Consider the following 22,537-nt stretch of genomic DNA (forward strand, 5'->3'; position numbering starts at 1 on the left):
GACGACCTGCGGCTTCTCTACCGTGGTCACCTGTGACCCCTGTCGTGCACCGCGTCCAGCGGTTCCGGCCGGACCTGCCGGATCTCCGGGAGGCGCCGGCCGCCTTCCTGCGCACCCACGCCGCCCGGCTCGCCCGGGTGACGCCGTGGCGCGTCGCCCGCGAGGTGTTCGCGGTGCTGGTGATGCTCGCGATGGACGTGTTCCCCGGCTGGCTCCAGGGCGACTGGCGGACGTCCGGCCTGGTCCTGGCCGGGGTCGGCGCGGGCTACGTGGCGCTGTACCTCGTGCGGCTGCTGTTCCCGGCGCTGGCGCTGCTGATCGGCACCTGGGTGGTGTTCGGCCACGAGCACGGCGGCCTCGTCATGATCGTGATGCTCGCCTACGGCGCCGGCTACCGGATCGCGTCGTGGCAGCGGGCGCTGTTCACCGCCGTGCTCGCCCTGGCCCTGCACATGCTGGCCTGGGGCGTGTCGACGCCGGGCCTGTCCGGCCCGTTCGGGTCGTTCGTGATGCTCACCGTCTACGGCATGGCCGTCGCCCTGCCGTTCCTCGTCGGCCGGTACACCGCCCAGCGCAACGCCCTGGTCGCCGCGCTGCAGGAGCGCGAGGAGCGGGTGGTGCGCGAGCGGCGGATGGTGTCGCGCCAGGTGCGGCTGCGCGAGCGCAACCGCATCGCCCAGGACATGCACGACAGCCTCGGCCACCGGCTCAGCCTCATCTCCGTGCACGCGGGCGCGCTCGCGCTCGACAGCGGGCTGGGCGAGAAGCAGCGCGAGGCCGTCCAGGTGCTGCGCAGCGCCGCCCTGACCGCGATGGAGGAGCTGCGCGGCGTCATCGGCGTGCTGCGGCGCGACGAGCCCGAGGAGGACCAGGTCCGACGCACCGTGGACGCGATCGACGAGCTGGTCGAGGGCGCCCGGCGGGCCGGCGTGCGGGTCAGCCTGGTCCGCGGCGGCCAACCCGTGCCGCTGCCCGCGAAGGTCAGCCACGCCGCCTACCGCATCGCCCAGGAGGGCCTGACCAACGCCAGCAAGCACGCGCCCGGCGCGAGCGTGCAGGTCACCGTGAAGTACGAGCCGGACGCGCTGGTCGTCGAGGTCCGCAACAACCCGCCCCGCGCGAAGCGGCCCGAGGGCGCCGGCTTCGGCCTGATCGGCCTGGGGGAGCGGGTGCGGCTGGCGGGCGGCATGCTGCACGTCGGCGAGCTGCCCGCCGGCGGGTTCCGGATCGCGGCCGTGCTGCCCTACGAGGACACCGCCGCGGCGGACGACGAGCCGTCCGACGAGGTGGAGCCCGAGCCCGCCAAGCCGACCGGCATCCGCAAGTGGGCGGGCGTCGGCTCCATCCTGCTCGCCGGGGTCGTCGTGGTGGTGGTCGTGGGCGGCTACACGTGGATCGGCTCCCAGCCCTTCACCAAGGTCGTCGACCAGGCGCTGTACGACTCGATCGAGGTCGGCCAGGCCGAGGCCGACGTGATGGCGAGGCTGCCGGGCGGCGCCGAACCGCCGCTGGGCGACCTCAGCTCCGACGCGCCGCCGGAACCCGCCGGGGCGACGTGCCGGTACCGCGTGGCCGACGAGCAGAGCTACCGGTCGCAGGCGACCAGGGTCGTCCGGTTCTGCTTCGCGGGCGGACGGCTCGTCGAGAAGACAACCCACCTCCAGGGGATGTGAACGTTGATCCGGGTCCTCATCGCCGACGACGAGCCGCTGATGCGCGCGGGCATCAAGGCCATCCTCGGCACCGCCGACGACATCGAGCTGGTCGCCGAGGCCGGTGACGGCCGGGAGGCCGTCGCCCTGGCCCGGGAGCGGCGGGTCGACGTCGCCGTGCTCGACATCCGCATGCCGCGCCTGGACGGCCTGGCGGCGGCCCGCGAGCTGCGCTCGGTCGCGCCGGGCGTGCGCGTCGTGGTGCTGACCACGTTCGGCGAGGACGACAACATCGTGCGCGCGCTGTCCGACGGCGCGGCCGGCTTCCTGCTCAAGGACTCCGCCCCCGAGGAGCTGCTGCGCGCGGTGCGGGCCGTGCACGCGGGTGAGGCGTACCTGTCGCCGATGGTCACGAGCCGCGTGGTCGGCATGGTCGCCCAGGTGGGCCAGCCGCGCAGGCAGGAGGCGGTGCGGCAGGTCGCGGGCCTGACCGAGCGGGAGGTCGAGGTGCTGGCCCTGCTCGGGCTCGGCATGTCGAACGCCGACGTCGGCCACCGGCTGCACATGAGCGAGGCGACCGTGAAGACCTACGTGAGCCGGCTGCTCGCCAAGCTCGGCCTCACCAACCGGGTGCAGGCCGCGCTGCTGGCCCGCGACGCCGGGCTCGCCGGGTGAGCGGGCGCGGGTGACCGGGACGCGGAGCGGCCCCCGCCGACCGAGGTCGACGGGGGCCGCTCCGCGTGAGTTCGCTCAGACCCGCCTCGACGGGTCGGTCGATGTCAAGCCCTGGCTCGGTTGCCCGTCACCAGGCGGTAGATGCCGAGCACGATCAGCGAGCCGAGGATGGCCAGCAGCCAGGTGCTCAGGCTGAAGAACGTGTTGAGGTCCGTGCCGAAGATGGCACGCCCCACGAAACCGCCGATGATGGCGCCGACGATGCCGAGCAGCATCGTGATGATGATGCCACCGGGGTCGCGACCAGGCATGATGGCCTTGGCGATGGCACCCGCGATCAGGCCGAGCACAATCCAACCCAAGATGCCCACGGGGGCTCTCCTTCCTGAGGACCACGGCGAGCGGATTCGTCGTGGCGCTTGATCAGGGAGTGCCCACCGCGAGGGCGCGCCACGCGTGGGTTACCATTCTGTTATCGAACGACCGCTGTGAGGGTGTCGGCCGGTGTCCGGAACAATGGACGTGATGAGCACACCACGCACGGTCCTGGTCCTCGGCTCCACGGGGTCCGTCGGCACCCAGGCCCTCGACGTCATCGCCGCCAACCGCGACCGGTTCTCCGTGGTCGGACTGGCCGCCGGCGGCGCGGACCCCGCCGCGCTCGCCGCCCAGGCCGTCGAGTTCGGGGTCGCCGCGGTCGCCGTGTCCCGGGCCACCGCCGTCGAGGACGTCACGCTCGCCCTCTACGCCGAGGCGCAGAAGCGCGGCTACGCGCGGGGCGGGTTCACGCTGCCCCGCATCCTCGCCGGCCCCACCGCCGCCACCGACCTCATCGACTCGACCCCCGCCGACGTCGTGCTCAACGGCGTGACCGGCTCGATCGGCCTCGAACCCACGCTGCACGCGCTCGCCACCGGCGCCACGCTCGCCCTGGCCAACAAGGAGTCGCTGATCGCGGGCGGCCCCCTCGTGCTCAAGGCCGCCAAGCCGGGCCAGATCGTGCCGGTCGACTCCGAGCACTCGGCGCTGGCGCAGTGCCTGCGCGGCGGCCGGGAGGACGAGGTGGCCAAGCTCGTGCTCACCGCCTCCGGCGGCCCGTTCCGCGGCCGGACCCGGGACCAGCTCGCGGACGTCACCGCGCGTGACGCCCTTGCCCACCCCACGTGGTCCATGGGGCCGGTCATCACCGTCAACTCGGCCACGCTGGTCAACAAGGGCCTGGAGCTGATCGAGGCGCAGCTGCTGTTCGGCGTGCCCTACGAGCGCATCGACGTGGTCGTGCACCCGCAGTCGGTCATTCACTCGATGGTGACCTTCACCGACGGCTCCACGCTGGCGCAGGCCAGCCCGCCGGACATGAAGCTGCCCATCTCGCTGGGCCTCGGCTGGCCCGACCGCGTCCCCGGCGCCTCGTCCGCGTGTACCTTCGACGTGGCGACCGCGTGGACGTTCGAACCGCTGGACGACGACACGTTCCCGGCGGTGCGCCTGGCCAGGTGGGCGGGCTCCGGCGGGGGCTGCCTCCCCGCGGTCTACAACGCGGCCAACGAGGAAGCTGTCGCCGTCTTCCTCGGCGGTCGCACGTCGTTCACCTCCATCGTGGACACTGTGCGGCGCGTGCTCGACGAGGCCGGTGACTGGGCTCACGAGCCGGCGGACGTCGCCGAGGTGCTCGCGGCGGAGGATTGGGCCCGCGCGCGGGCGCGGGAACTCGTGGCCGCCCCGGCGGGGTCGGGAAGGGACTGACCGTGGTCTTCTTTTTGGGCATCCTGCTCTTCGCCCTGCTGATCGGCATCTCGATCGCGCTGCACGAACTGGGCCACCTGGCCACGGCGAAGATGTTCGGGATGAAGGTCACCCGGTACTTCATCGGGTTCGGGCCGAAGATCTGGTCGTTCCGCCGCGGCGAGACCGAGTACGGCCTCAAGGCGATCCCCGCGGGCGGGTTCTGCGAGATCACCGGCATGACCTCGCTGGAGGAGGTCCACCCCGACGACGCGCCCCGCGCGTTCTACCGGCAGAAGACCTGGAAGCGCGTCGTCGTGCTCTCGGCGGGCTCCATCACGCACTTCATCGTCGGGTTCGTCATCCTCTACTTCATGGCCTTCACGTTCGGCCTGCCCAACGTGCGCGACACGGCCGTGATCGCCGAGGTCGCCCCGTGCGTGCAGAACAGCGTGGACGCCGAGTGCGCCGCCGGCGCGCCCGCCCCGGCCAAGGACGCGGGCTTCCGGCCCGGCGACGAGATCCTGGCCGTGGCCGGGACCTCCACCCCCACCTGGACCGACGTCATCACCGAGACGCGCGAGCGCGCCGGCACGACCGAGTTCCGGGTCGAGCGCGACGGCCGCGAGCTGACGCTGACCGCCGACGTGGCGCGGGTCGAGCGCGAGCTGCGCAGGGCCGACGGCTCGACCTACAAGCAGGAGATCGGCGCCATCGGCGTCATCCACGAGCAGAACTTCGAGTACGACGCGCTCACCGCGGTCGGCGGCGCCACCAAGTTCACCGGCACGATGTTCCAGAACACCTGGGAGGGTCTGCTCCGGTTCCCGGAGAAGATCCCCGCGGTGGTCAAGGCCATCGGCGGCGCGGAGCGCGACGTCGACACCCCGGTCAGCGTCGTGGGCGCCAGCGTCCTGGGCGGCGACGCGGTCGAGAAGGGCCTGTGGCCGTTCTTCTGGCTCATGCTCGCCGGCCTGAACTTCTTCGTGGGTGTGTTCAACCTCCTGCCCCTGCTGCCGCTTGACGGTGGTCACATCGCGGTCAACCTGTACGAACGGGTGCGAAACTGGGTGAGGAAGCTCCGCGGCCTGCCCGCCGGCGCGCCGGTCAACTACCTGCGGCTCCTGCCGCTGACCTACTTCGTGATCCTGATCGGCGGCTCGGTCACGCTGCTGACGATCACCGCCGACATCGTCAACCCCATCCGGCTCCCATGAGAGGTGTTAGTACATGAGTGACGGCGTCATGCTCGGTATCCCGGCGATGCCGCCTCCGGTGCTGTCGGAACGGCGCAAGACCCGCCAGCTCATGGTGGGGTCCGTCGGCGTCGGGAGCGAGTTCCCGGTGTCGGTGCAGTCGATGACGACCACCCTCACCGCGGACGTCAACGCGACGTTGCAGCAGATCGCGGAGCTGACCGCGGCGGGCTGCGACATCGTGCGCGTGGCGTGCCCGTCGCAGGACGACGCGGACGCGCTCGCCGCGATCGCGAAGAAGTCCCAGATCCCGGTGATCGCGGACATCCACTTCCAGCCGAAGTACGTGTTCGCGGCCATCGAGGCGGGCTGCGCGGCGGTGCGGGTCAACCCGGGCAACATCCGGAAGTTCGACGACAAGGTCAAGGAGATCGCCGCGGCGGCCCGCGACCACGGCACGCCCATCCGGATCGGCGTCAACGCCGGGTCGCTCGACCCGCGGCTGATGGCGAAGTACGGCAAGGCCACCCCGGAGGCGCTGGCCGAGTCCGCGCTGTGGGAGGCGTCGCTGTTCGCCGAGCACGACTTCCACGACCTGAAGATCTCGGTCAAGCACAACGACCCGGTCGTCATGGTCCGCGCCTACGAGCTGCTGGCCGAGCAGTGCGACTACCCGCTGCACCTGGGCGTGACCGAGGCCGGTCCGGCGTTCCAGGGGACCATCAAGTCGGCGGTGGCGTTCGGCGCGCTGCTGCGCCAGGGCATCGGCGACACGATCCGGGTCTCGCTGTCCGCGCCGCCGGTCGAGGAGGTCAAGGTCGGCCACCAGATCCTCCAGTCGCTCAACCTGCGCCCGCGCAAGCTGGAGATCGTGTCCTGCCCGTCGTGCGGGCGGGCCCAGGTGGACGTCTACACCCTCGCCGAGCAGGTCACCGCCGGTCTGGAGGGCATGGAGGTGCCGCTGCGGGTGGCCGTCATGGGCTGCGTCGTCAACGGTCCCGGCGAGGCCCGCGAGGCCGACCTGGGCGTCGCCTCCGGCAACGGCAAGGGCCAGATCTTCGTCAAGGGCCAGGTGATCAAGACCGTGCCCGAGCACCAGATCGTGGAGACCCTCATCGAGGAGGCCATGCGCCTCGCCGAGGAGATGGGCGAGTCCGTCGAGGGCGGTGAACCGGTCGTCTCGGTCGGCTGAGCGGGTGGTGGACGCGCGGATGACGCCGTCCTTCTGGCAGGCTTGAACCGTGTTGAGGTTGGCTGGCGCGCGCCTGCTCGACGAGCGGGACCTGAGCGAGGTCCTCGCGGTGCTCGCGGCCGACCCGGTGGCGTCCTGCATGGTCGCCGCCCGGGTCGAGGTCGCGGGGCTCGACCCGTGGCGGCTGGGCGGCGAGGTGTGGGCCTACGACCACCGCGCGCTGCGCGGCGGCCGGGTGGACGCCCTCTGCTTCGCCGGGCCCAACCTGATCCCGCTGCGCGGTGACGCGGCGGCGCTGCGCGGCTTCGCCGACCGGGCGCGCCGGCGCGGCCGGATGTGCTCGTCGCTGGTCGGGCCCTCGGAGCAGGTGCTCGGCCTGTGGGAGGAGCTGTCCCGGGACTGGGGCCCCGCCCGCGAGGTGCGCCCCGCGCAGCCGCTGATGGCGCTCGGCGGCACCCCGTCGGTCGCGCCGGACCCGCTGGTGCGGCCGGTGCGACCGGACGAGCTGGACCGGTACCTGCCCGCGGCGATCTCCATGTTCATCGAGGAGGTCGGCGTCGACCCGTGCGCCGAGGACGGCGGTGCGTCCTACCGGGCGCGGGTGGCCGAGCTCATCGCGGGCGGCCGGGCGTTCGCCCGGTTCGAGGGTGGCGACGTCGTCTACAAGGCCGAGATCGGGGCCATGTCGGCGCGGGTCGGCCAGATCCAGGGCGTGTGGGTGCGGCCCGACCGGCGGGGCTGCGGCATCGGCACGGCCGGCACCGCGGCCGTCGCGGACCGCCTGGTCCGCGGCCTGGGGCGGACCGCCTCGCTCTACGTGAACTCCTACAACGAGGTGGCGCAGGCCGCCTACCGCAGGATCGGCTTCGCGCAGGTCGGCGAGTACGCCACCGTCCTGTTCTGAGCGGGTGGCACCCCGTCGGCGGCGGCGCACGGGCATACTCGGGCCGTGATCGCGCGCACGCTCGCCCTGACCGTGGTCGTGCTGCTGCTCGTCGGCGGCTGTGGGCTGTTCTCCTCCCGCCCGGGGCCCGACCAGGTGGCGGACGACTTCCTCGCCAAGCTCGCGGCCGGTGACGTCGACGGCGCCGCGGGCGTCACCGACGACCCGGCGGGTGCGAAGGAGCTGCTGGACGAGGTCCGGGGGGTGCTCGAGCCCGCCGCCCTGCGCGCGACCGTGCAGCAGGTGCGCTCGGCGGGCGAGTCGTCCACCGCGGACGCCACGGCGGAACTCGCATGGGACCTCGGCGACGGCCACGCGTGGACCTACCAGACCAGGTTCGACCTGCGGCGCGAGGACGAGGACTGGAAGGTCCACTGGGCCCCGTCCGTCGTGCACCCCAAGCTCGCCGCCGAGCAGACGCTGGGCCTGGCCGAGGTGCGGCCGGAGCCCGCGCCCGTGCTGGACCGCGACGGCGCGGCGCTGCTGGCGCCCGAGCAGGTCGTCTCGGTGCTGCTGAACGCGCAGGAGGCGGGCGACGTGCCCGCGGTGGCCGCCGCGCTGTCCGCCGCCCTGTCCCCGATCGACGCCGCGATCACCCGCGAGTCCATCACCCGGGGTGCGGCCGGGGTCCCGGCCGGGCAGGCCTACCAGGTGGCGGCGCTGCGGGACGCCGACTACCAGACCGTGAAACCGGCCATCTACGACCTGCCGGGCGTGCGGTTCACCTCCCAGACCACCCTGCTCGCGCCGTCGCGCACGTTCGGCTCGCAGGTCCTGCCCGCGATCCGCGGGCACGTGGAGGAGGAGGTCGAGGGCCGCGCCGGCGTGCGCGTCCACACGGTGGGCGCGGCCGGCGACGAGGTGGAGACGCTGCACGAGCAGCAGCCCGAGCCGGCGCGGGCCGTCAGGACCGTGCTGAGCCGGGCGGTGCAGACGGCCGCCGAGGACGCGCTGGAGCCCGTGCCGCAGGCGGCGATGCTGGTGGCGCTGTCCGCGTCGACCGGCGACGTGCTGGCTGTCGCGCAGAACGCGCCGGCCGACGCCGAGGGCCCCGTGGCGCTGACCGGCCAGTACCCGCCGGGCTCGACGTTCAAGGTGGTGTCCGCCGCGGCGGCGATCGGCACCGGCCGGGCGACCGCGGACACGCCCCTGCCGTGCCCGGGGCGGACCACGATCGACGGCCGCCGGATCGTGCCGAACGACCGCGACTTCGACAAGGGCACCATCCCGCTGCGCTCGGCGTTCGCGTTCTCGTGCAACACGACGTTCGCCGAGCTGGCGGCCGGGATGGCGCCGGACGCGCTGACGAAGGCGGCGGACTCGTTCGGCCTGGGCGTGGACTACGAGATCCCGGCGATCACCACGATCACCGGCTCCGTGCCGCCCGCCACCGACGTGGTCGAGCGCGCCGAGGACGGCTTCGGCCAGGGCAAGGTGCTGGCCAGCCCGTTCGGCATGGCCGTCGTCGCCGCCACCGCCGCGTCGGGCGCGGTGCCGGTGCCGACGCTGATCGAGGGCCGCGAGACGAAGGTCGACCACAACCCGACCCCGCCCGCGCCGACCGTCCTGGAGCCGCTGCGGGCGATGATGCGCGAGGTGGTCGACTACGGCAGCGCGCCGCAGCTCAAGCCGTACGGCGACGTGCGGGGCAAGACCGGCACGGCCCAGTTCGGCGACGGCGTCAACTCGCACGGCTGGTTCGTCGGCTACCGGGGTGACGTCGCCTTCGCCACCCTGGTGGTGGGCGCGAACTCGTCGGGCCCGGCGGTCGAGGCCACGGCCAGGTTCCTGGCCGCGCTGGGCTGACCGGTCACCGGGCCGCCCGGCACCGGCCGGCCGCACAACGGGCACACGGCGCGGTCCGCTCCACGACGCGTCGTAACCTGGGGGCATGTCGTCCGTTCGTGCCGTCCTCCAGCCAGGTGTGCAGTCCCCGCGTCGTCCGGTGCCCGAGGGGATCGAACGCCCCGAGTACGTGGACCGCTCGGAGCCCAAGAGGAACACCGACCCGTGGGTGCAGCCGCCCGAGGTGATCGAGGCCATGCGCGTCGCGGGCAGGCTCGCCGCGCAGGCCCTCCAGGAGGCGGGCAAGGTCATCGTGCCCGGCGTGACCACCGACGAGATCGACGCCGTGGCGCACGAGTTCCTGTGCGACAACGGCGCGTACCCGTCGACGCTCGGCTACCGCGGCTTCCCGAAGTCCTGCTGCACCTCGCTGAACGAGGTCATCTGCCACGGCATCCCCGACTCGACGGTCGTGCGGGACGGTGACATCGTCAACGTCGACGTCACCGCCTACATCGGCGGCGTGCACGGCGACACGAACGCCACCTTCCTGGCCGGCGACGTGCGCGAGGAGGTCCGCCTGCTGGTCGAGCGCACGCACGAGGCCACGATGCGCGCCATCAAGGCGGTCAAGCCGGGCCGGCAGCTCAACGTCGTGGGCCGCGTCATCGAGGCGTACGCCAACCGCTTCGGCTACGGCGTGGTGCGCGACTTCACCGGCCACGGCATCGGCCGCACCTTCCACAGCGGCCTGGTCGTGCTGCACTACGACGCCCCGCACGTCCCCACGGTCATCGAGCCGGGCATGACGTTCACCATCGAGCCGATGATCACCCTCGGCGGCATCGAGCACGACGTGTGGGACGACGGCTGGACCGTCACCACCCGCGACAAGAGCTGGACGGCCCAGTTCGAGCACACCCTGGTCGTGACCGACGACGGCGCGGAGATCCTCACCGTCTGCTGACCCGGGTCACCGCCCGCCGAGCAGCGGCACGAGCGCCGAGGCGACCGGGTCGGGCTCGGTGGCGGCGGCCAGGTGGTGCGCGTCGAGCGACACCACGGGCCAGCCCAGCTCGCGGGCCCGACCGGCGGCGGCGTCGTAGACCGCGCTCAGCCGCAGGTAGGAGCAGGCCCCGGTCCACGACACGGTGGGCCGGGCCTCCTTCAGGAACGCCAGCGGCACCTCGGGCGCCTCGCCCACGATCTCCTCCAGCAGCCGCACGTCGGGCACCATCGCCGACAGCGCCTCGGGCGCGAACCACAGGTCCCAGCGCGGCATCAGGCCGCCCCGCGCGAGGGACTTGAGGCGCGCCATGCGCTCGGCGGGCGCGTCGTCGCGCCAGCTGCGGCCGGGCGTGGGCAGCTCGGCGTCCAGGAACACCAGGCCGCGCACCGGCGTCTCCAGCGCGTCGGCGAACGCGGGCAGCAGCGGACCGGCGCCGCCGTGCCCGACGAGCACCAGGTCGCCCACCACCTCGGACTCCTCGACCGCGTCGGCGAACACCCCGATGAGCCGCTGGTGCACGGGCGCGGCGTTGACCGTCGCCCTCAGGTCCGGCATCAGCACGGGGTGCCCGAGGGAGGCCAGGACCCGGGCGAGCGGACGGAGGCTGGCGGGTCCCAGGTACGGGCTGTGCACCAGGACCGCGGTGGCGGGGACGTCGACCATGACGTGGATGATGTCAGCCGGGACCGACGGCGGAGGGACATTCGTGCGCAGCGCGTTGCTGGTGGCGGGGACGACCTCGGACGCGGGCAAGAGCGTCCTGGTCGCCGGGCTGTGCCGCTGGCTGGCGCGCGAGGGCGTGGCGGTCGCCCCGTTCAAGGCGCAGAACATGTCCAACAACTCGGTCGTCACGCGCGACGGCGGCGAGATCGGCCGGGCGCAGGCGCTCCAGGCCGCCGCGTGCGGGCTGGAGCCGAGCGTGCGGTTCAACCCGGTGCTGCTCAAGCCGGGCGGCGACCGCAGCTCGCAGGTCGTCGTGCTGGGCCGGGCGGTGGGCGAGGTGTCCGCCCTGTCCTACCGGGCGCGCAAGGCCGAGCTGATGACCACCGTGCTCGACACCCTCGACTCCCTGCGCGACGACTTCGAGGCGGTGGTCTGCGAGGGCGCGGGCTCGCCCGCCGAGATCAACCTGCGGGCGGACGACATCGCGAACATGGGGCTGGCGCGCGCCGCGAACCTGCCGGTGGTGGTGGTCGGCGACATCGACCGCGGCGGGGTGTTCGCGCACCTGTTCGGCACCCTCGCCCTGCTGGACCCGGCCGACCAGGCGCTGGTCGCCGGGTTCGTGGTGAACAAGTTCCGCGGTGACCCGGCCCTGCTGGAACCGGGTCTGCGCCAGCTGCGGGCGCTGACCGGGCGGCCGGTGCACGGCGTGCTGCCGTGGCGCGAGGAGCTGTGGCTCGACGCCGAGGACTCGCTGTCCTACGCCGCGGACGGCGTGATCGGGCGGCCGGAGGCGCCGCGCGGCGACCAGTGGCTGCGGGTGGCGGTGGTGCGGCTGCCGCGCATCTCCAACGCCACCGACGTGGAGGCGCTGGCCTGCGAGCCGGGCGTGTCCGTGCGGTTCGTCACCGAACCGTCCCGGCTGGCCGACGCGGACCTCGTGGTGCTGCCCGGCTCGAAGGCCACCGTGGAGGACCTGCGCTGGCTGCGCGCCACCGGCCTCGCCGACGCGGTCGCCGCGCACGACGGCCCGGTGCTGGGCATCTGCGGCGGGTTCCAGATGCTCGGCGCGCGCATCGACGACCCGGTGGAGTCCCGCGCGGGGACGGTGGCGGGGCTCGGCCTGCTGGACGTGGACGTGCGGTTCGCGGCGGACAAGGCCCTGGGGAACCCGCGCGGCACGGCGTTCGGCGAACCCGTCACCGGCTACGAGATCCACCACGGCTCGGTCGCCCGCAGCGCCGAGGACGGCCTGGTGACCCTGGCCGACGGCACGGCGGAGGGCGCGTTGCGGGGGCGCGTGGCGGGCACGCACTGGCACGGGCTGCTGGAGAACGACGCGTTCCGGCGGGCGTTCCTGCGCTGGGCCGCGGGCCACGCGGGCCGCGACGGCTTCACCCCCGCGCCGGACGTCGACTTCGCCGGCCGCCGGGCGGCGCAGCTCGACCTGCTCGGGGACCTGGTCGTCGAGCACCTCGACACCGGTGCGGTGAAGGACCTGCTGGAGCGCGGTGCGCCGCGGGGACTGCCCGTCATCCCGCCCGCGGGTGCACCGCCCGTGTCGTGAGCGCCCGCGCGTGCGGCTACGGCACCGCGACCGCCGCCGGCTCCCGCTCCGCGCGCGGCACGCGGCGGCGGCGGATCGTGGTGGCGGCCATGCCGAGCACCACCAGCGCGCCCGCGCCCAGCCGGACCGGCGTGACCGCCTCGTCCAGCAGCAGCCACCCCGACAGCATCCCCGCCACCGGCACCAGCAGGGCGAACGGCACGACGACGGCGGCCTCGTAGGTGTGCAGCAGGGAGTTCCACAGGCCGAAGCCGAGCAGCGTCGACACCCACGCGATGAACAGGATCGCGCCGACGTTCGACCAGTCGAGCCCGCGCAGCGCGGCGAGGTCCGCCGCCGGGCCCTCGAACACCAGGGACAGGACGAGCAGCGGCGGGAACGCGACCGCGCTCACCCAGACGATGAAGTTGAGCGGGTCGGGCGCCTGGGCGCGCCGGGTGGCGACGTTCGCCAGTCCCCACGCCAGCGCGGCCGTGACCACCAGCAGGAACGCGCCGAGCGGGCTGCCCGCGCCGTAGTCGGCGCCGATGACCACGATGCCGACCGCCGCCACGCCCATGCCGACGACCTGCACGGCGCTCGGCCGTTCGCGCAGCAGCACGGCGGCGAGCAGCACGGTGAAGAACACCTGGCTCTGGAGCACCAACGACGACAGCCCGGCGGGCATGCCCGCGGCCATGCCGACGAACAGCAGCCCGAACTTCGCCACGCCCAGCGCCAGCGCCACGGCCACGATCCACTTCCACGCCACGCGCGGCCGGCCGACGAACCACAGCGCGGGCACGGCGGCGGCCAGGAAGCGCAGCGCGGAGAAGAGGATCGGCGGGAAGTCGCGCAGGCCCACCTTGATGACGACGAAGTTGACGCCCCAGATGGTGGCGACGAGCACCGCGAGGGCGGCGTGGCGTGGTTTCACGCGCTCCACTCTCGGCGCTGCGAACGTTTAGCACCAGCAACGAGTTCTGAAGTCTTCAGTTTAGGATCGCTGCATGTTGGACCTCGGACGGCTGCGCGCGCTGCACGCGGTGGCGACGCACGGCTCGGTCGGCGCGGCGGCCACCGCGCTCGGCTACACCCCCTCGGCGGTGTCGCAGCAGATCGCCAAGCTGGAGCGCGAGACCCGCACCACGCTGCTGGAGCGGCGCGGCCGGGGCGTGGCGCTCACCGACGCGGCGCACCTGCTGTCGGCGGCCGCCGGGCAGGTGCTGGCGCTCGTCGAGGGCGTCGAGGTGGCGCTGGAGGAGCAGCGCGGCGCCGCGGTGGGGGAGCTGCGCGTCGGCGCGTTCGCGACCGCCGCGCGCGGCCTGCTGCCCACCACCCTCGTGCTGCTGCACGAGCGCCACCCGCAGCTGGACGTGCGGGTGGTGGAGCTGGACCCGCCGGACGGGCTGGAGGCGGTGGCGCGGGGCGAGCTGGACCTCGCGGTCGCGCATGACTGGGTCAACGCGCCGCTCGCCGTGCCCGGGTCGGTGTCGCGGGCGCGGCTCGGCGAGGACGTGGCCGACGTGCTGCTGCCGGTCGGCCACCGGCTGGCGGCGCGCGAGTCCCTGACGCCGGAGGACCTGGCCGGCGAGCGGTGGATCTGCCAGCCCGAGGGCGCGATCTGCCACGACTGGCTGGTGAACACCTTCCGCGGCGCGGGCATGGAGCCCGACCTGGCGCACCGCGTCGCCGAGTACGAGACGCAGCTCGCGCTGCTGGCCAAGGGGATCGGCGTCGCGCTGCTGCCCCGGCTCGGGCGCGGCGCGCTGCCGGACTCGGTGCGCGCGGTGCCGTTCCGGCCCACGCCGACCCGCCGCGTGTTCGCGGTGTGGCGCACGCAGGCGAGCAGGCGACCGGCGGTGACGGCCGCCCTCGCGGCCCTGCGCGAGTGCTGGGGGTTGCGGGACACGGCGTGATGACGATCGTGCTCCACGCTGTTGCGTAATGCCCCCTCGTGACGATTCCCAGGTGGGCCGACGTCCTGCCGAGCCACCCACCCAGGGGGCCTCCCACGGATCCGCCGTCGTGGGGGGTCCCCGCCCGGTGCGGGCTAGTGCTTGTGCCGCTCCAGCAGGTCCTCCAGGAAACCGCCCGCCTCCACGGCGGCGCGCGCGGCGTCGCGGTCGCGCACCGCGTCCAGCAGGCCGGTGTGCGAGACCTGGTCGTCGTCGTGGTCGGTCTCGACGGTCGCCGTGATGCTGGCCCGGACCGCCTCGGTCAGGCCCTGGTACAGCTCGGCGAGCAGCGTGTTGTGCGAGCACTGCACGAGCAGCACGTGGAACGCCGTGTCCCGCTCGACGAGCTTCGCCCAGTCCTTCGCGCCCAGCGCCTCGTCCCGCTCGGTGAGCAGCTGCTCCAGCCTGCGCAGCTCGTCGTCGGTGCGGTTCGTCGCGGCCAGCCGGGCACCCTCGACCTCCAGCGTCCGCCGCACCTGGAGCACGTCGCGCAGCTCGCTGCCGCACATCCGGCGGACCGCGCCGGACAGCTCGCTCGTGGCGCGCACGAACGTGCCGTCGCCCTGGCGCACCTCCAGCAGGCCGGCGTGGGAGAGCGCGCGCACCGCCTCCCGCACGGTGTTGCGGCCCACCCCGAGCGCGGTGACCAGCTCGGGTTCCGGCGGGATGCGGCGACCGACCGGCCATTCACCGGCGGCGATCGCACCTCGCATCTGGTCGATCACCTGGTCGACGAGCCCTGCCCGCCGAGTAGTGGCCAACGGCACAGCATCATCCTTTCATCCGAACATCCCATGTCTGCGATAGTAATCCGGTGACGATCCCGCAGACCCGGTCGGACGTGTCACCGTCGACCGTCAACATTGCCACTGATCCCCGTGCCAATGCGACGATCGCCGACCATCCTGCTGGTAGTGCCGCCGGTGCCGTGCGGCGGAGTCGTCAAGTTGCCCTGGTCGGCAGCACCCTGTTGGCGATCGGCGTAGCGCTCGCCGCCGCGAACCTCCGCCCCGCGGTGACCGGCCTGGCCTCCGTGCTGGGCGACGTGCGCACGTCGCTGGGCGTGTCGACGGCCTGGACGAGCGCGCTGACCGCCGTGCCGACGCTGTGCTTCGGCGCCGCCGCGTTCCTCGCTCCCTGGCTCGGCCGCCGCCTCGGCATGGCGCGCGCCGTCGGCCTGTCGCTGGCCGTGCTGACCGCCGGCCTCGTCCTGCGGGTGCTCGACGGCCCGCTGACGGTCCTCGGCGGCACGTTCGTGGCGTGCGCGGGCATCGCCGTCTGCAACGTCCTCATCCCGGTGGTCGTGAAGGAGTCGTTCCCCGGCCGGGTCGGCCTGGTCACCGGCGTCTACACGGCCGCGCTCGCCGCGGGCGCGGCCCTGGGCGCCGCGTTCACCCCGGGCCTGGAGTCGTTCTTCGGCTCGTGGCGCCCGGCCGTCGGCGCGTGGGCCCTGCTGTCCCTCGCCGCGCTGCTCGTCTGGACCGCCGGCGCCCGCCACGGCACCGCCGCGCGCACCGCCGCCACCCGCCGCCCCGCCCCCGGCCGCTCGCTGTTCCGCAGCCCGCTGGCCTGGATCGTCACCGTCTTCTTCGGCCTCCAGTCGCTGCTGGCCTACACCGTGATGGGCTGGCTGCCGCAGATCCTCGGCGACGCGGGCGTCGAGCGCACCACCGCGGGTCTCCTGCTCGCCGTCACCATGGTCCTCGGCGTCCCGGTCAGCCTGATCGTCCCGCCCCTCGCGGCCCGCCGGCGCAGCCAGTCCGGTCTCGTCGTGGCGCTCGGCGCGCTGTCCGTGCTGGGCGTCCTGGGCCTGGCCCTCGCGCCCGCCGCCGCGCCCGGCCTCTGGGTCGTGCTGGTCGGCGTCGGCATGGGCATGTTCCCGCTCGCGCTGGTGATGATCTCGCTGCGCACGGCCAACTCCGCCGACACCGCCAGGCTGTCCGCGATGGCGCAGAGCATCGGCTACCTGATCTCGGCGAGCGGCCCCTTCGCCTTCGGCGTGCTGCGCGGCGCGACGGGCACCTGGACGGTGTCCATGCTGGTGCTGGTGGTCCTGCTCGTGCTGCTGACGGTCCTCGGTTACGTGGCCGGCCGCCCGCGCACCGTGTGACGGCCGGCTGGTCCTCGCGTCGGGGACCGCGCCCGCTCAGTGCAGCGGCAGGTTGAGCAGGGCGTTCTCGATCACCTCGGGCATCGCCGGGTGGATCCAGTACTGGCCGCGCGCCATCGTCCTCGCGTCCAGGCCGAAGCTCATCGCCTGGATCACCGGCTGGATCACCGTCGGCGCCTGGGGGCCGATCACGTGCGCGCCCAGGATCTCGCCCGTCGTCGGGTCGGCCAGCACCTTCGCGAAGCCCGTCGTGTCCTCCATGGCCCACCCGTAGGCGATGGACGCGTACGCCTGCGACCCCACCACGTACCGCAGGCCGCGCTCGACCGCCTGCTCCTCGGTCAGGCCGACCGACGCGATCTGCGGCGACGAGAACACCGCCGACGGCACGTACCGGTGGTCCGAGGCGATCGGCTCGTCCGGGTGCAGCAGGTTGTGCCGCACGACCCGCGCCTCGTGGTTGGCCACGTGCTTGAGCTGGTGGTCGGAGCTGATGTCGCCCAGGGCGTAGACGCCCTCGACCGACGTCCGCTGGTGCTCGTCCACGACGATCCGGCCGTCCGGGCGCACGTCGACGCCCGTCGCGGCCAGGTCGAGCAGGTCGGAGTTGGGCGTGCGGCCGACCGCGACCAGCAGCTCCTCCGACTCCACGACCTCCGCGCCGTCCGGGCCCTCCAGGTGCAGGCGCACGACGCCGTCCACGCGCTCGGCCCGCACGGCCTTGCGGTGCAGCCGCACGTCCCACTTCTCCGACGCGATCCGCGTGAAGCGCCGCGCGACCTCCTGGTCCTCGTGCCGCAGCAACAGGTCGGAGCGGCCCACGATCGTCACCCGGACGCCGAACGACGAGAACACGTGCGCGAACTCGGCGGCGATGAACCCGCTGCCCAGGATCGTCATCCGGGCCGGCAGGGCGTCGAGGCGCATGACCGTGTCGGACGTGTGGTAGCCGACGGTCCCGATGTCCGCGACCTCGGGCACGACCGGGCGGCTGCCGGCCGCGATCACGAAGCGGTCCGCGGTGATCGTCTCGCCGGTGCCGGTGTCCAGCGTCTTGGGGCCGGTGAACCGCGCCGTGCCGGCGAACACGGTGACGTTCGCGTTCTCCTCCGCCCGCCAGCGCCGGCCGCCCTCGGAGATGGGGTCGATGCGCCCGAAGATCCGGTCGCGCACGTCCGTCCACCGGACGCCGTCGAGGTGGGCGTCCACGCCGAGCCGCGCGCCCGAGGCCGGGGCCCCGGCGACGTCCGCCGTGTGCACGAACATCTTCGTGGGGATGCACCCGACGTTCAGGCACGTGCCGCCGAAGACGCCCTTCTCGACGATCGCGATGTTCCAGCCGGAGAACCGCTCGTCCGCGATGGAGTTGCCGGAACCGGTGCCGATGATGACCAGGTCGAAGTGCCTCACGTCGGCTCCAACTCCCGGCGCGGGGCGCTTGTTCCCGACGTCAGTGCGCGTAGGTCGGGGTGAGGATGGCGCGGGCCAGCGTGTGGAAGGCCAGGTTGAAGCCCACCACGGCGGGCGAGGCGTCGCCGTCGACGTCCAGCTCCTCCACGTCGACCGCGTGCACCACGAAGAAGTAGCGGTGCACCTGGTCGCCGGGCGGCGGGGCGGCGCCGCCGAACGCGCGCGTGCCGTAGTCGTTGCGCACGTGGAACGCGCCGGCGGGCAGCGAGTCGTCCGACCCGCCCGCGCCGGTGTCGAGCGAGGTCACCGACGCCGGGATGTTCACCGCCACCCAGTGCCAGAAGCCCGACGGCGTCGGGGCGTCCGGGTCGAAGCAGGTGACGACGAAGCTCTTCGTCCCCTCCGGGAATCCGGTCCAGGTCAGCTGCGGCGAGGTGTTGCCGCCCTCGAACACCTGGGCCTGCGGCAGGGCCTGGCCGTCCTCGACGTCGGTCGACGAGACGGTGAACGGGGGCACCTGCGGCAGCAGCGCGTACGGGTCGGGGGCGACGGGTCGTTCGAGGCTCATGCCGCACGACCCTATCGGCGGCGCGGGGGCGTCGCAGGGCGCCGCGTGCGCCGGAGCCCCGACGACCACGCGGGTCGCCAGGGCTCCGGCAGGTCGGGTCGGTGGAGGGTCAGGCCGCCGCGGTGGCACCCGCGGCGACCGGCTCCAGCGCCAGGTCGAGGACCTCGCGCACGTCGCCGACCAGGTGCACGGTCAGCTCGTCGCGCACCGACGCCGGCACGTCGTCCAGGTCGGGCTCGTTGCGCCGCGGCAGCAGCACGGTCGTGATGCCCGCCCGGTGCGCGGCCAGCAGCTTCTGCTTGACCCCGCCGATCGGCAGCACCCGGCCGGTCAGCGACACCTCGCCGGTCATCGCCACGTCCGCCCGCACCGGCCGCCCCGACAGCAGCGACGCGAGCGCCGTCGTCATCGTGACGCCCGCGGACGGCCCGTCCTTCGGCACCGCGCCCGCCGGCACGTGGATGTGCACCCCGCGCTGGGACAGCACGGCCGCCCGTTCGTCGTGCGACTTCAGGTAGGACAGCGCGATCTGCGCCGACTCCTTCATCACGTCGCCCAGCTGGCCGGTCAGGGTGACGCCGGCCGCCCCGGTGCCCTCCGAGGCCAGCGACGCCTCGACGAACAGCACGTCACCGCCCGCGCCGGTCACCGCGAGACCCGTCGCCACGCCCGGCGCCGCCGTGCGCTCCGCCGACTCCGGCGTGTGCTTGGGCGAGCCCAGGTACCCGCGCAGGTCCGGCACGTCCACCGACACCGGCAGCGTCGCCTCGCCCAGCGCGACCCGCGCCGTCACCTTCCGCAGCACCCGCGCCAGCGAGCGCTCCAGCTGCCGCACGCCCGCCTCGCGGGTGTACTCGCCCGCCAGCTTGCGCAGCGCGCCCTCGGAGACCGACACGTCCTCGGTCGTCAGGCCCGCCCGCTCGACCTGCCTCGGCAGCAGGTGGTCGCGCGCGATGGTGACCTTCTCGTCCTCGGTGTAGCCGTCGAGCCGCACCAGTTCCATCCGGTCCAGCAGCGGGCCGGGGATGGACTCCAGCACGTTGGCCGTGGCCAGGAACACCACGTCCGACAGGTCCAGCTCCACCTCCAGGTAGTGGTCCCGGAACGTGTGGTTCTGCGCCGGGTCCAGCACCTCCAGCAGCGCCGCGGTCGGGTCGCCCCGGTAGTCCGCGCCGACCTTGTCGATCTCGTCCAGCAGCACGACCGGGTTCATCGAGCCGGCCTCCGCGACGGCCCGCGCGATCCGGCCGGGCAGCGCGCCCACGTAGGTGCGCCGGTGGCCGCGGATCTCGGCCTCGTCCCGCACGCCGCCCAGCGCGACCCGGACGAACTTCCGCCCCATGGCCCGCGCGACCGACTCGCCCAGCGACGTCTTGCCGACACCGGGCGGGCCCACCAGGGCGAGCACCGCGCCGGACCGGCGTCCGCCGACGACGCCCATGCCGCGGTCGGCGCGCCGCCGCCGCACGGCCAGGTACTCGGTGATGCGCTCCTTCACGTCGTCCAGGCCCGCGTGGTCGGCGTCCAGCACCGCCCGCGCGCCCGCGATGTCGTAGGCGTCCTCGGTCCGCTCGTTCCACGGCAGCTCCAGCACCATGTCGAGCCACGTCCTGATCCAGCCGACCTCGGGCGACTGCTCGGCCGTCCGCTCCAGCTTGTCGACCTCGGCCAACGCCGCGGCGCGCACGTTCTCCGGCAGGTCGGCGCCCTCGACGCGGGCCCGGTAGTCCTGCTCCTCGGTGGCGGGCTTGCCGTCCAGCTCGGCCAGCTCCTTGCGGATCGCGGCGAGCTGCCGGCGCAGCAGGAACTCCCGCTGCTGCTTCTCCACGCCCTCCGTGACGTCCTTGCGGATCGTCTCGGCCACGTCCAGCTCGGTCAGGTGCTCGCGGCCCCACTCCAGCAGCTTCTCCAGCCGCCGCGCGGTGTCCGGGGTCTCCAGCAGCCACACCTTCCGCCCGTCGTCCAGGTACGGGGCGTAGCCGGCGAGGTCGGCCAGCGCCGACGGCTCGTCCACCTGCCGCACCGAGTCGACCACCTGCCAGGCGCCGCGCTGCTGGAGGATGGTGGTCACCACGGCCCGGTACTCGCGGGCCAGTTCGCGGGTGCGGTCGTCGACCGGCGGCACGTCCGCCACCGTCGCCTCCACCCACAGGGCCGCGCCGGGGCCGGTCGTGCCGGTGCCGATGCGGACCCGCTCCGTGCCGCGCACCACGGCCGCGCGCTCGCCGCCGGACAGCCGGCCGACCTGCTCGATCAGCGCCAGCGTGCCGACCTTGGCGTACTTGCCGTCCAGCCGGGGCACCAGCAGCACCGCGGACTTCCCGTCGGGCAACCGGCCACCGGCCGCGGTGGCGGCCTCCACGGCGGCGCGGGCCTCGGCGGTGGCGTCCGAGCCGCTCAGCCGGATCGGCACGACCATGCCGGGCAGCACGACCACGTCGTCCAGCGGCAGCACCGGGAGCGCCAACGTCTCGCCCATGATCTCCTCCAAAGTTGAGTCTGATTGGCTCAACCAAGATGAGCGGGGCATTGTTTCCGGTAGGTGTTCGCCCTGAGCGAGCGTCCATTCGGGGGTTGTGCCCCGTCGGGCGCCCGACGACGATCACGCAGTCCGGCTGACGAGGAGATGTGCGCATGGAACAGGCGAGCTGGGTCCCGTCTTCGGTGGACCTGGACCGGCCGAGCGCGGCCCGCATGTACGACTACTACCTGGGCGGCTCGCACAACTTCGCGGTCGACCGCGAGGCGGCGAAGTCGGTCGAGCAGATCTTCCCCGGCATGTCCGGCGCGGCGCGGGCCAACCGCTCGTTCCTCCGCCGCGCCGTCCGCTACCTGCTGGAGCAGGGCATCGACCAGTTCCTCGACCTCGGTTCGGGCATTCCCACCGTGGGCAACGTGCACGAGATCGTCCAGCAGGCCAACCCGCTGGCGAAGGTCGTCTACGCCGACGTCGAGCCGGTCGCGGTGGCGCACAGCACGGCCCTGCTCGCGGACAACGCGCAGGCCTGCGCCATCCAGGCCGACCTGCGCGACCCCGCCTCCGTGCTGGAGCACGACGAGGTCAAGCGCATGATCGACTTCGACCGCCCGGTCGGCCTGCTGATGGTCGCGGTGCTGCACTTCGTGCCGGACGACGACGACCCGGGCTCCGCCATCGCCCGCTACCGCGAGGCGCTGGCGCCCGGCAGCCACATCGCCATCTCCCACGCCAGCTGGGACGGCATCTCGGCGGAGGGCATCGAGGGCGGCGAGCAGGTCAACGCGATCTACCGCAAGACCGACAGCCCCCTGGTGCTGCGCTCGGGCGCCGAGATCACCGCGTTCTTCGAGGGCCTGGACGTGGCGGAGCCCGGCGTCGTGCCGCTGGCCGAGTGGCGCCCGGACTCCGACGACGCCTACATCAGCGCCTACGCCGGCGTGGGGCGCAAGCCCTGATCACCCGGCGGCCCTGATCACGCGGGTGGGGTGGGACGCGGTCGGGCGGGAGCGCGGAACCCGTTCTCCTCGGCGACGCGCTCGACGTCCTCGGGTCGGCCGGCCATGATCGTGCGGACGTGCTCGGTGATCAACCCGACCGGCCAGTCCCACCAGCGGGCGCGCAGCAGGCGGGCGACGTCCTCCGCCGGGAAGCGCCGCTTGACCGGGCGGGCGGGGTTGCCGCCGACGACGGTGTAGGGCGGGACGTCGTCCACCACCACGGAACCGGTGGCGATGATCGCGCCGTCGCCGATGGTCACGCCCGGCATGACCGGTGCCGTCGAGGGCGACCTGATCGCCCTGGCCACCGAGGTGGTCGACGCCTTCACCGACCCCGCGACCCGGGCCGTGCCGATCGGCCTGGTCGCCGCCGCCCTCCACTCGGACCGGGCCGCCGAGGCCAAGCGCGCCTACTACGACGCCCGGCACGAGGCGGCGGCGGCCATCGCGGCCAGGGGCGTCGAGCGCGGTGAGCTGCCCCCGGGCGTGGACGCGCGCGAGCTGGTCCGCCAGACGTGCGCGCCGATCTTCTACCGGGTGTTCGTGTCCGGCGAACCGGTCGACCGCGCCACGGCGGAACGCGCCGCCCGGGCCGCGCTCGCCGCCGCCCGGGCCGGGGTCTTCTGAC

Annotated in this window: 20 protein-coding genes and 1 pseudogene; 13 read left to right on the forward strand and 8 right to left on the reverse strand. The window is 73.7% G+C overall.

Features of this window, described 5'->3' with window-relative positions; translation table 11 throughout:
- Positions 1-32 precede the first annotated feature (32 nt).
- The gene (locus CKY47_RS20640) at positions 33-1,673 is read left to right on the forward strand and encodes a sensor histidine kinase (protein ID WP_306747535.1); all 1,641 of its coding nucleotides are present in this window, start codon (positions 33-35) and stop codon (positions 1,671-1,673) included.
- A 3-nt stretch (positions 1,674-1,676) separates the two neighbouring features.
- A complete protein-coding gene (locus tag CKY47_RS20645) occupies positions 1,677-2,327 on the forward strand; it encodes a response regulator (protein ID WP_306747537.1) in 651 nt (216 codons plus the stop codon).
- Between the two features lie 104 nt (positions 2,328-2,431).
- Here CKY47_RS20645 and CKY47_RS20650 read toward each other — a convergent pair whose 3' ends face one another.
- Positions 2,432-2,698, reverse strand: coding sequence for a GlsB/YeaQ/YmgE family stress response membrane protein (locus CKY47_RS20650; protein WP_306747538.1), 267 nt, complete (start codon positions 2,696-2,698; stop codon positions 2,432-2,434).
- Positions 2,699-2,852: 154 nt separating this feature from the next.
- On the opposite strand from CKY47_RS20650, the gene dxr reads away from it, so the two are divergent.
- From dxr to map, 6 genes are all read left to right on the forward strand, one after another.
- On the forward strand, positions 2,853-4,073 hold the full coding sequence (gene dxr, locus CKY47_RS20655) for a 1-deoxy-D-xylulose-5-phosphate reductoisomerase (RefSeq protein ID WP_306747539.1): 1,221 nt from the start codon (positions 2,853-2,855) through the stop codon (positions 4,071-4,073).
- 2 nt (positions 4,074-4,075) lie between these two features.
- The gene (locus CKY47_RS20660) at positions 4,076-5,269 is read left to right on the forward strand and encodes a M50 family metallopeptidase (RefSeq protein WP_306747540.1); all 1,194 of its coding nucleotides are present in this window, start codon (positions 4,076-4,078) and stop codon (positions 5,267-5,269) included.
- Positions 5,270-5,282: 13 nt separating this feature from the next.
- Positions 5,283-6,440 carry a flavodoxin-dependent (E)-4-hydroxy-3-methylbut-2-enyl-diphosphate synthase gene (ispG, locus tag CKY47_RS20665; RefSeq protein WP_306747541.1) on the forward strand — a complete coding sequence of 386 codons (1,158 nt, stop codon included), beginning with the start codon at positions 5,283-5,285 and terminating at the stop codon, positions 6,438-6,440.
- Positions 6,441-6,489: 49 nt separating this feature from the next.
- Entirely contained in the window at positions 6,490-7,344 is an 855-nt protein-coding gene (locus tag CKY47_RS20670; protein WP_306747542.1) for a GNAT family N-acetyltransferase, read from the forward strand.
- 45 nt (positions 7,345-7,389) lie between these two features.
- Positions 7,390-9,189: a penicillin-binding transpeptidase domain-containing protein gene (locus tag CKY47_RS20675; protein ID WP_306747543.1), complete on the forward strand. Its 1,800-nt coding sequence runs from the start codon at positions 7,390-7,392 to the stop codon at positions 9,187-9,189.
- 85 nt (positions 9,190-9,274) lie between these two features.
- Positions 9,275-10,135, forward strand: coding sequence for a type I methionyl aminopeptidase (gene map / locus CKY47_RS20680; protein WP_306747544.1), 861 nt, complete (start codon positions 9,275-9,277; stop codon positions 10,133-10,135).
- 6 nt (positions 10,136-10,141) lie between these two features.
- On the opposite strand, the gene CKY47_RS20685 is transcribed toward map, so the two are convergent.
- Positions 10,142-10,840, reverse strand: a complete 699-nt coding sequence (locus tag CKY47_RS20685; protein ID WP_306747545.1) for an alpha/beta fold hydrolase — start codon at positions 10,838-10,840, stop codon at positions 10,142-10,144.
- A 7-nt stretch (positions 10,841-10,847) separates the two neighbouring features.
- On the opposite strand from CKY47_RS20685, the gene CKY47_RS20690 reads away from it, so the two are divergent.
- On the forward strand, positions 10,848-12,407 hold the full coding sequence (locus tag CKY47_RS20690) for a cobyric acid synthase (protein ID WP_306747546.1): 1,560 nt from the start codon (positions 10,848-10,850) through the stop codon (positions 12,405-12,407).
- 16 nt (positions 12,408-12,423) lie between these two features.
- On the opposite strand, the gene CKY47_RS20695 is transcribed toward CKY47_RS20690, so the two are convergent.
- Positions 12,424-13,323, reverse strand: coding sequence for an EamA family transporter (locus tag CKY47_RS20695; RefSeq protein WP_306747547.1), 900 nt, complete (start codon positions 13,321-13,323; stop codon positions 12,424-12,426).
- Between the two features lie 73 nt (positions 13,324-13,396).
- Between CKY47_RS20695 and CKY47_RS20700 the strand changes: the two genes are divergently transcribed.
- Positions 13,397-14,305 (forward strand): LysR family transcriptional regulator, encoded by a 909-nt coding sequence (locus CKY47_RS20700; RefSeq protein ID WP_306747548.1) that lies wholly within the window; start codon positions 13,397-13,399, stop codon positions 14,303-14,305.
- A 134-nt stretch (positions 14,306-14,439) separates the two neighbouring features.
- Here the strand turns inward: CKY47_RS20700 and CKY47_RS20705 are convergent, their stop codons facing one another.
- Positions 14,440-15,111, reverse strand: coding sequence for a FadR/GntR family transcriptional regulator (locus CKY47_RS20705; RefSeq protein WP_306747549.1), 672 nt, complete (start codon positions 15,109-15,111; stop codon positions 14,440-14,442).
- A 203-nt stretch (positions 15,112-15,314) separates the two neighbouring features.
- Between CKY47_RS20705 and CKY47_RS20710 the strand changes: the two genes are divergently transcribed.
- Positions 15,315-16,454, forward strand: coding sequence for an MFS transporter (locus CKY47_RS20710; RefSeq protein WP_306747550.1), 1,140 nt, complete (start codon positions 15,315-15,317; stop codon positions 16,452-16,454).
- Between the two features lie 36 nt (positions 16,455-16,490).
- On the opposite strand, the gene CKY47_RS20715 is transcribed toward CKY47_RS20710, so the two are convergent.
- The 3 genes from CKY47_RS20715 to lon form a co-directional block, all read right to left on the reverse strand.
- Positions 16,491-17,864, reverse strand: a complete 1,374-nt coding sequence (locus CKY47_RS20715; RefSeq protein WP_306747551.1) for a mycothione reductase — start codon at positions 17,862-17,864, stop codon at positions 16,491-16,493.
- A gap of 40 nt (positions 17,865-17,904) precedes the next feature.
- Positions 17,905-18,432, reverse strand: coding sequence for a YbhB/YbcL family Raf kinase inhibitor-like protein (locus tag CKY47_RS20720; RefSeq protein ID WP_306747552.1), 528 nt, complete (start codon positions 18,430-18,432; stop codon positions 17,905-17,907).
- A 109-nt stretch (positions 18,433-18,541) separates the two neighbouring features.
- Positions 18,542-20,911 carry an endopeptidase La gene (lon, locus tag CKY47_RS20725; RefSeq protein ID WP_306747553.1) on the reverse strand — a complete coding sequence of 790 codons (2,370 nt, stop codon included), beginning with the start codon at positions 20,909-20,911 and terminating at the stop codon, positions 18,542-18,544.
- A 155-nt stretch (positions 20,912-21,066) separates the two neighbouring features.
- Here lon and CKY47_RS20730 point away from each other — a divergent pair, with 155 nt between their 5' ends.
- Entirely contained in the window at positions 21,067-21,867 is an 801-nt protein-coding gene (locus CKY47_RS20730) for an SAM-dependent methyltransferase (RefSeq protein ID WP_306747554.1), read from the forward strand.
- Positions 21,868-21,884: 17 nt separating this feature from the next.
- Here the strand turns inward: CKY47_RS20730 and CKY47_RS20735 are convergent.
- Positions 21,885-22,181: pseudogene (locus CKY47_RS20735) on the reverse strand (LbetaH domain-containing protein); the annotation flags it as partial.
- Here CKY47_RS20735 and CKY47_RS20740 point away from each other — a divergent pair.
- Complete coding sequence (locus CKY47_RS20740; RefSeq protein ID WP_306747555.1) at positions 22,177-22,536, forward strand: TetR-like C-terminal domain-containing protein; 360 nt, start codon at positions 22,177-22,179, stop codon at positions 22,534-22,536. The pseudogene CKY47_RS20735 and the gene CKY47_RS20740 overlap by 5 nt on opposite strands.
- Position 22,537: the final 1 nt, after the last annotated feature.

This window comes from Saccharothrix longispora, assembly GCF_030852425.1.
Taxonomy (GTDB): Bacteria; Actinomycetota; Actinomycetes; order Mycobacteriales; family Pseudonocardiaceae; genus Actinosynnema; species Actinosynnema longispora.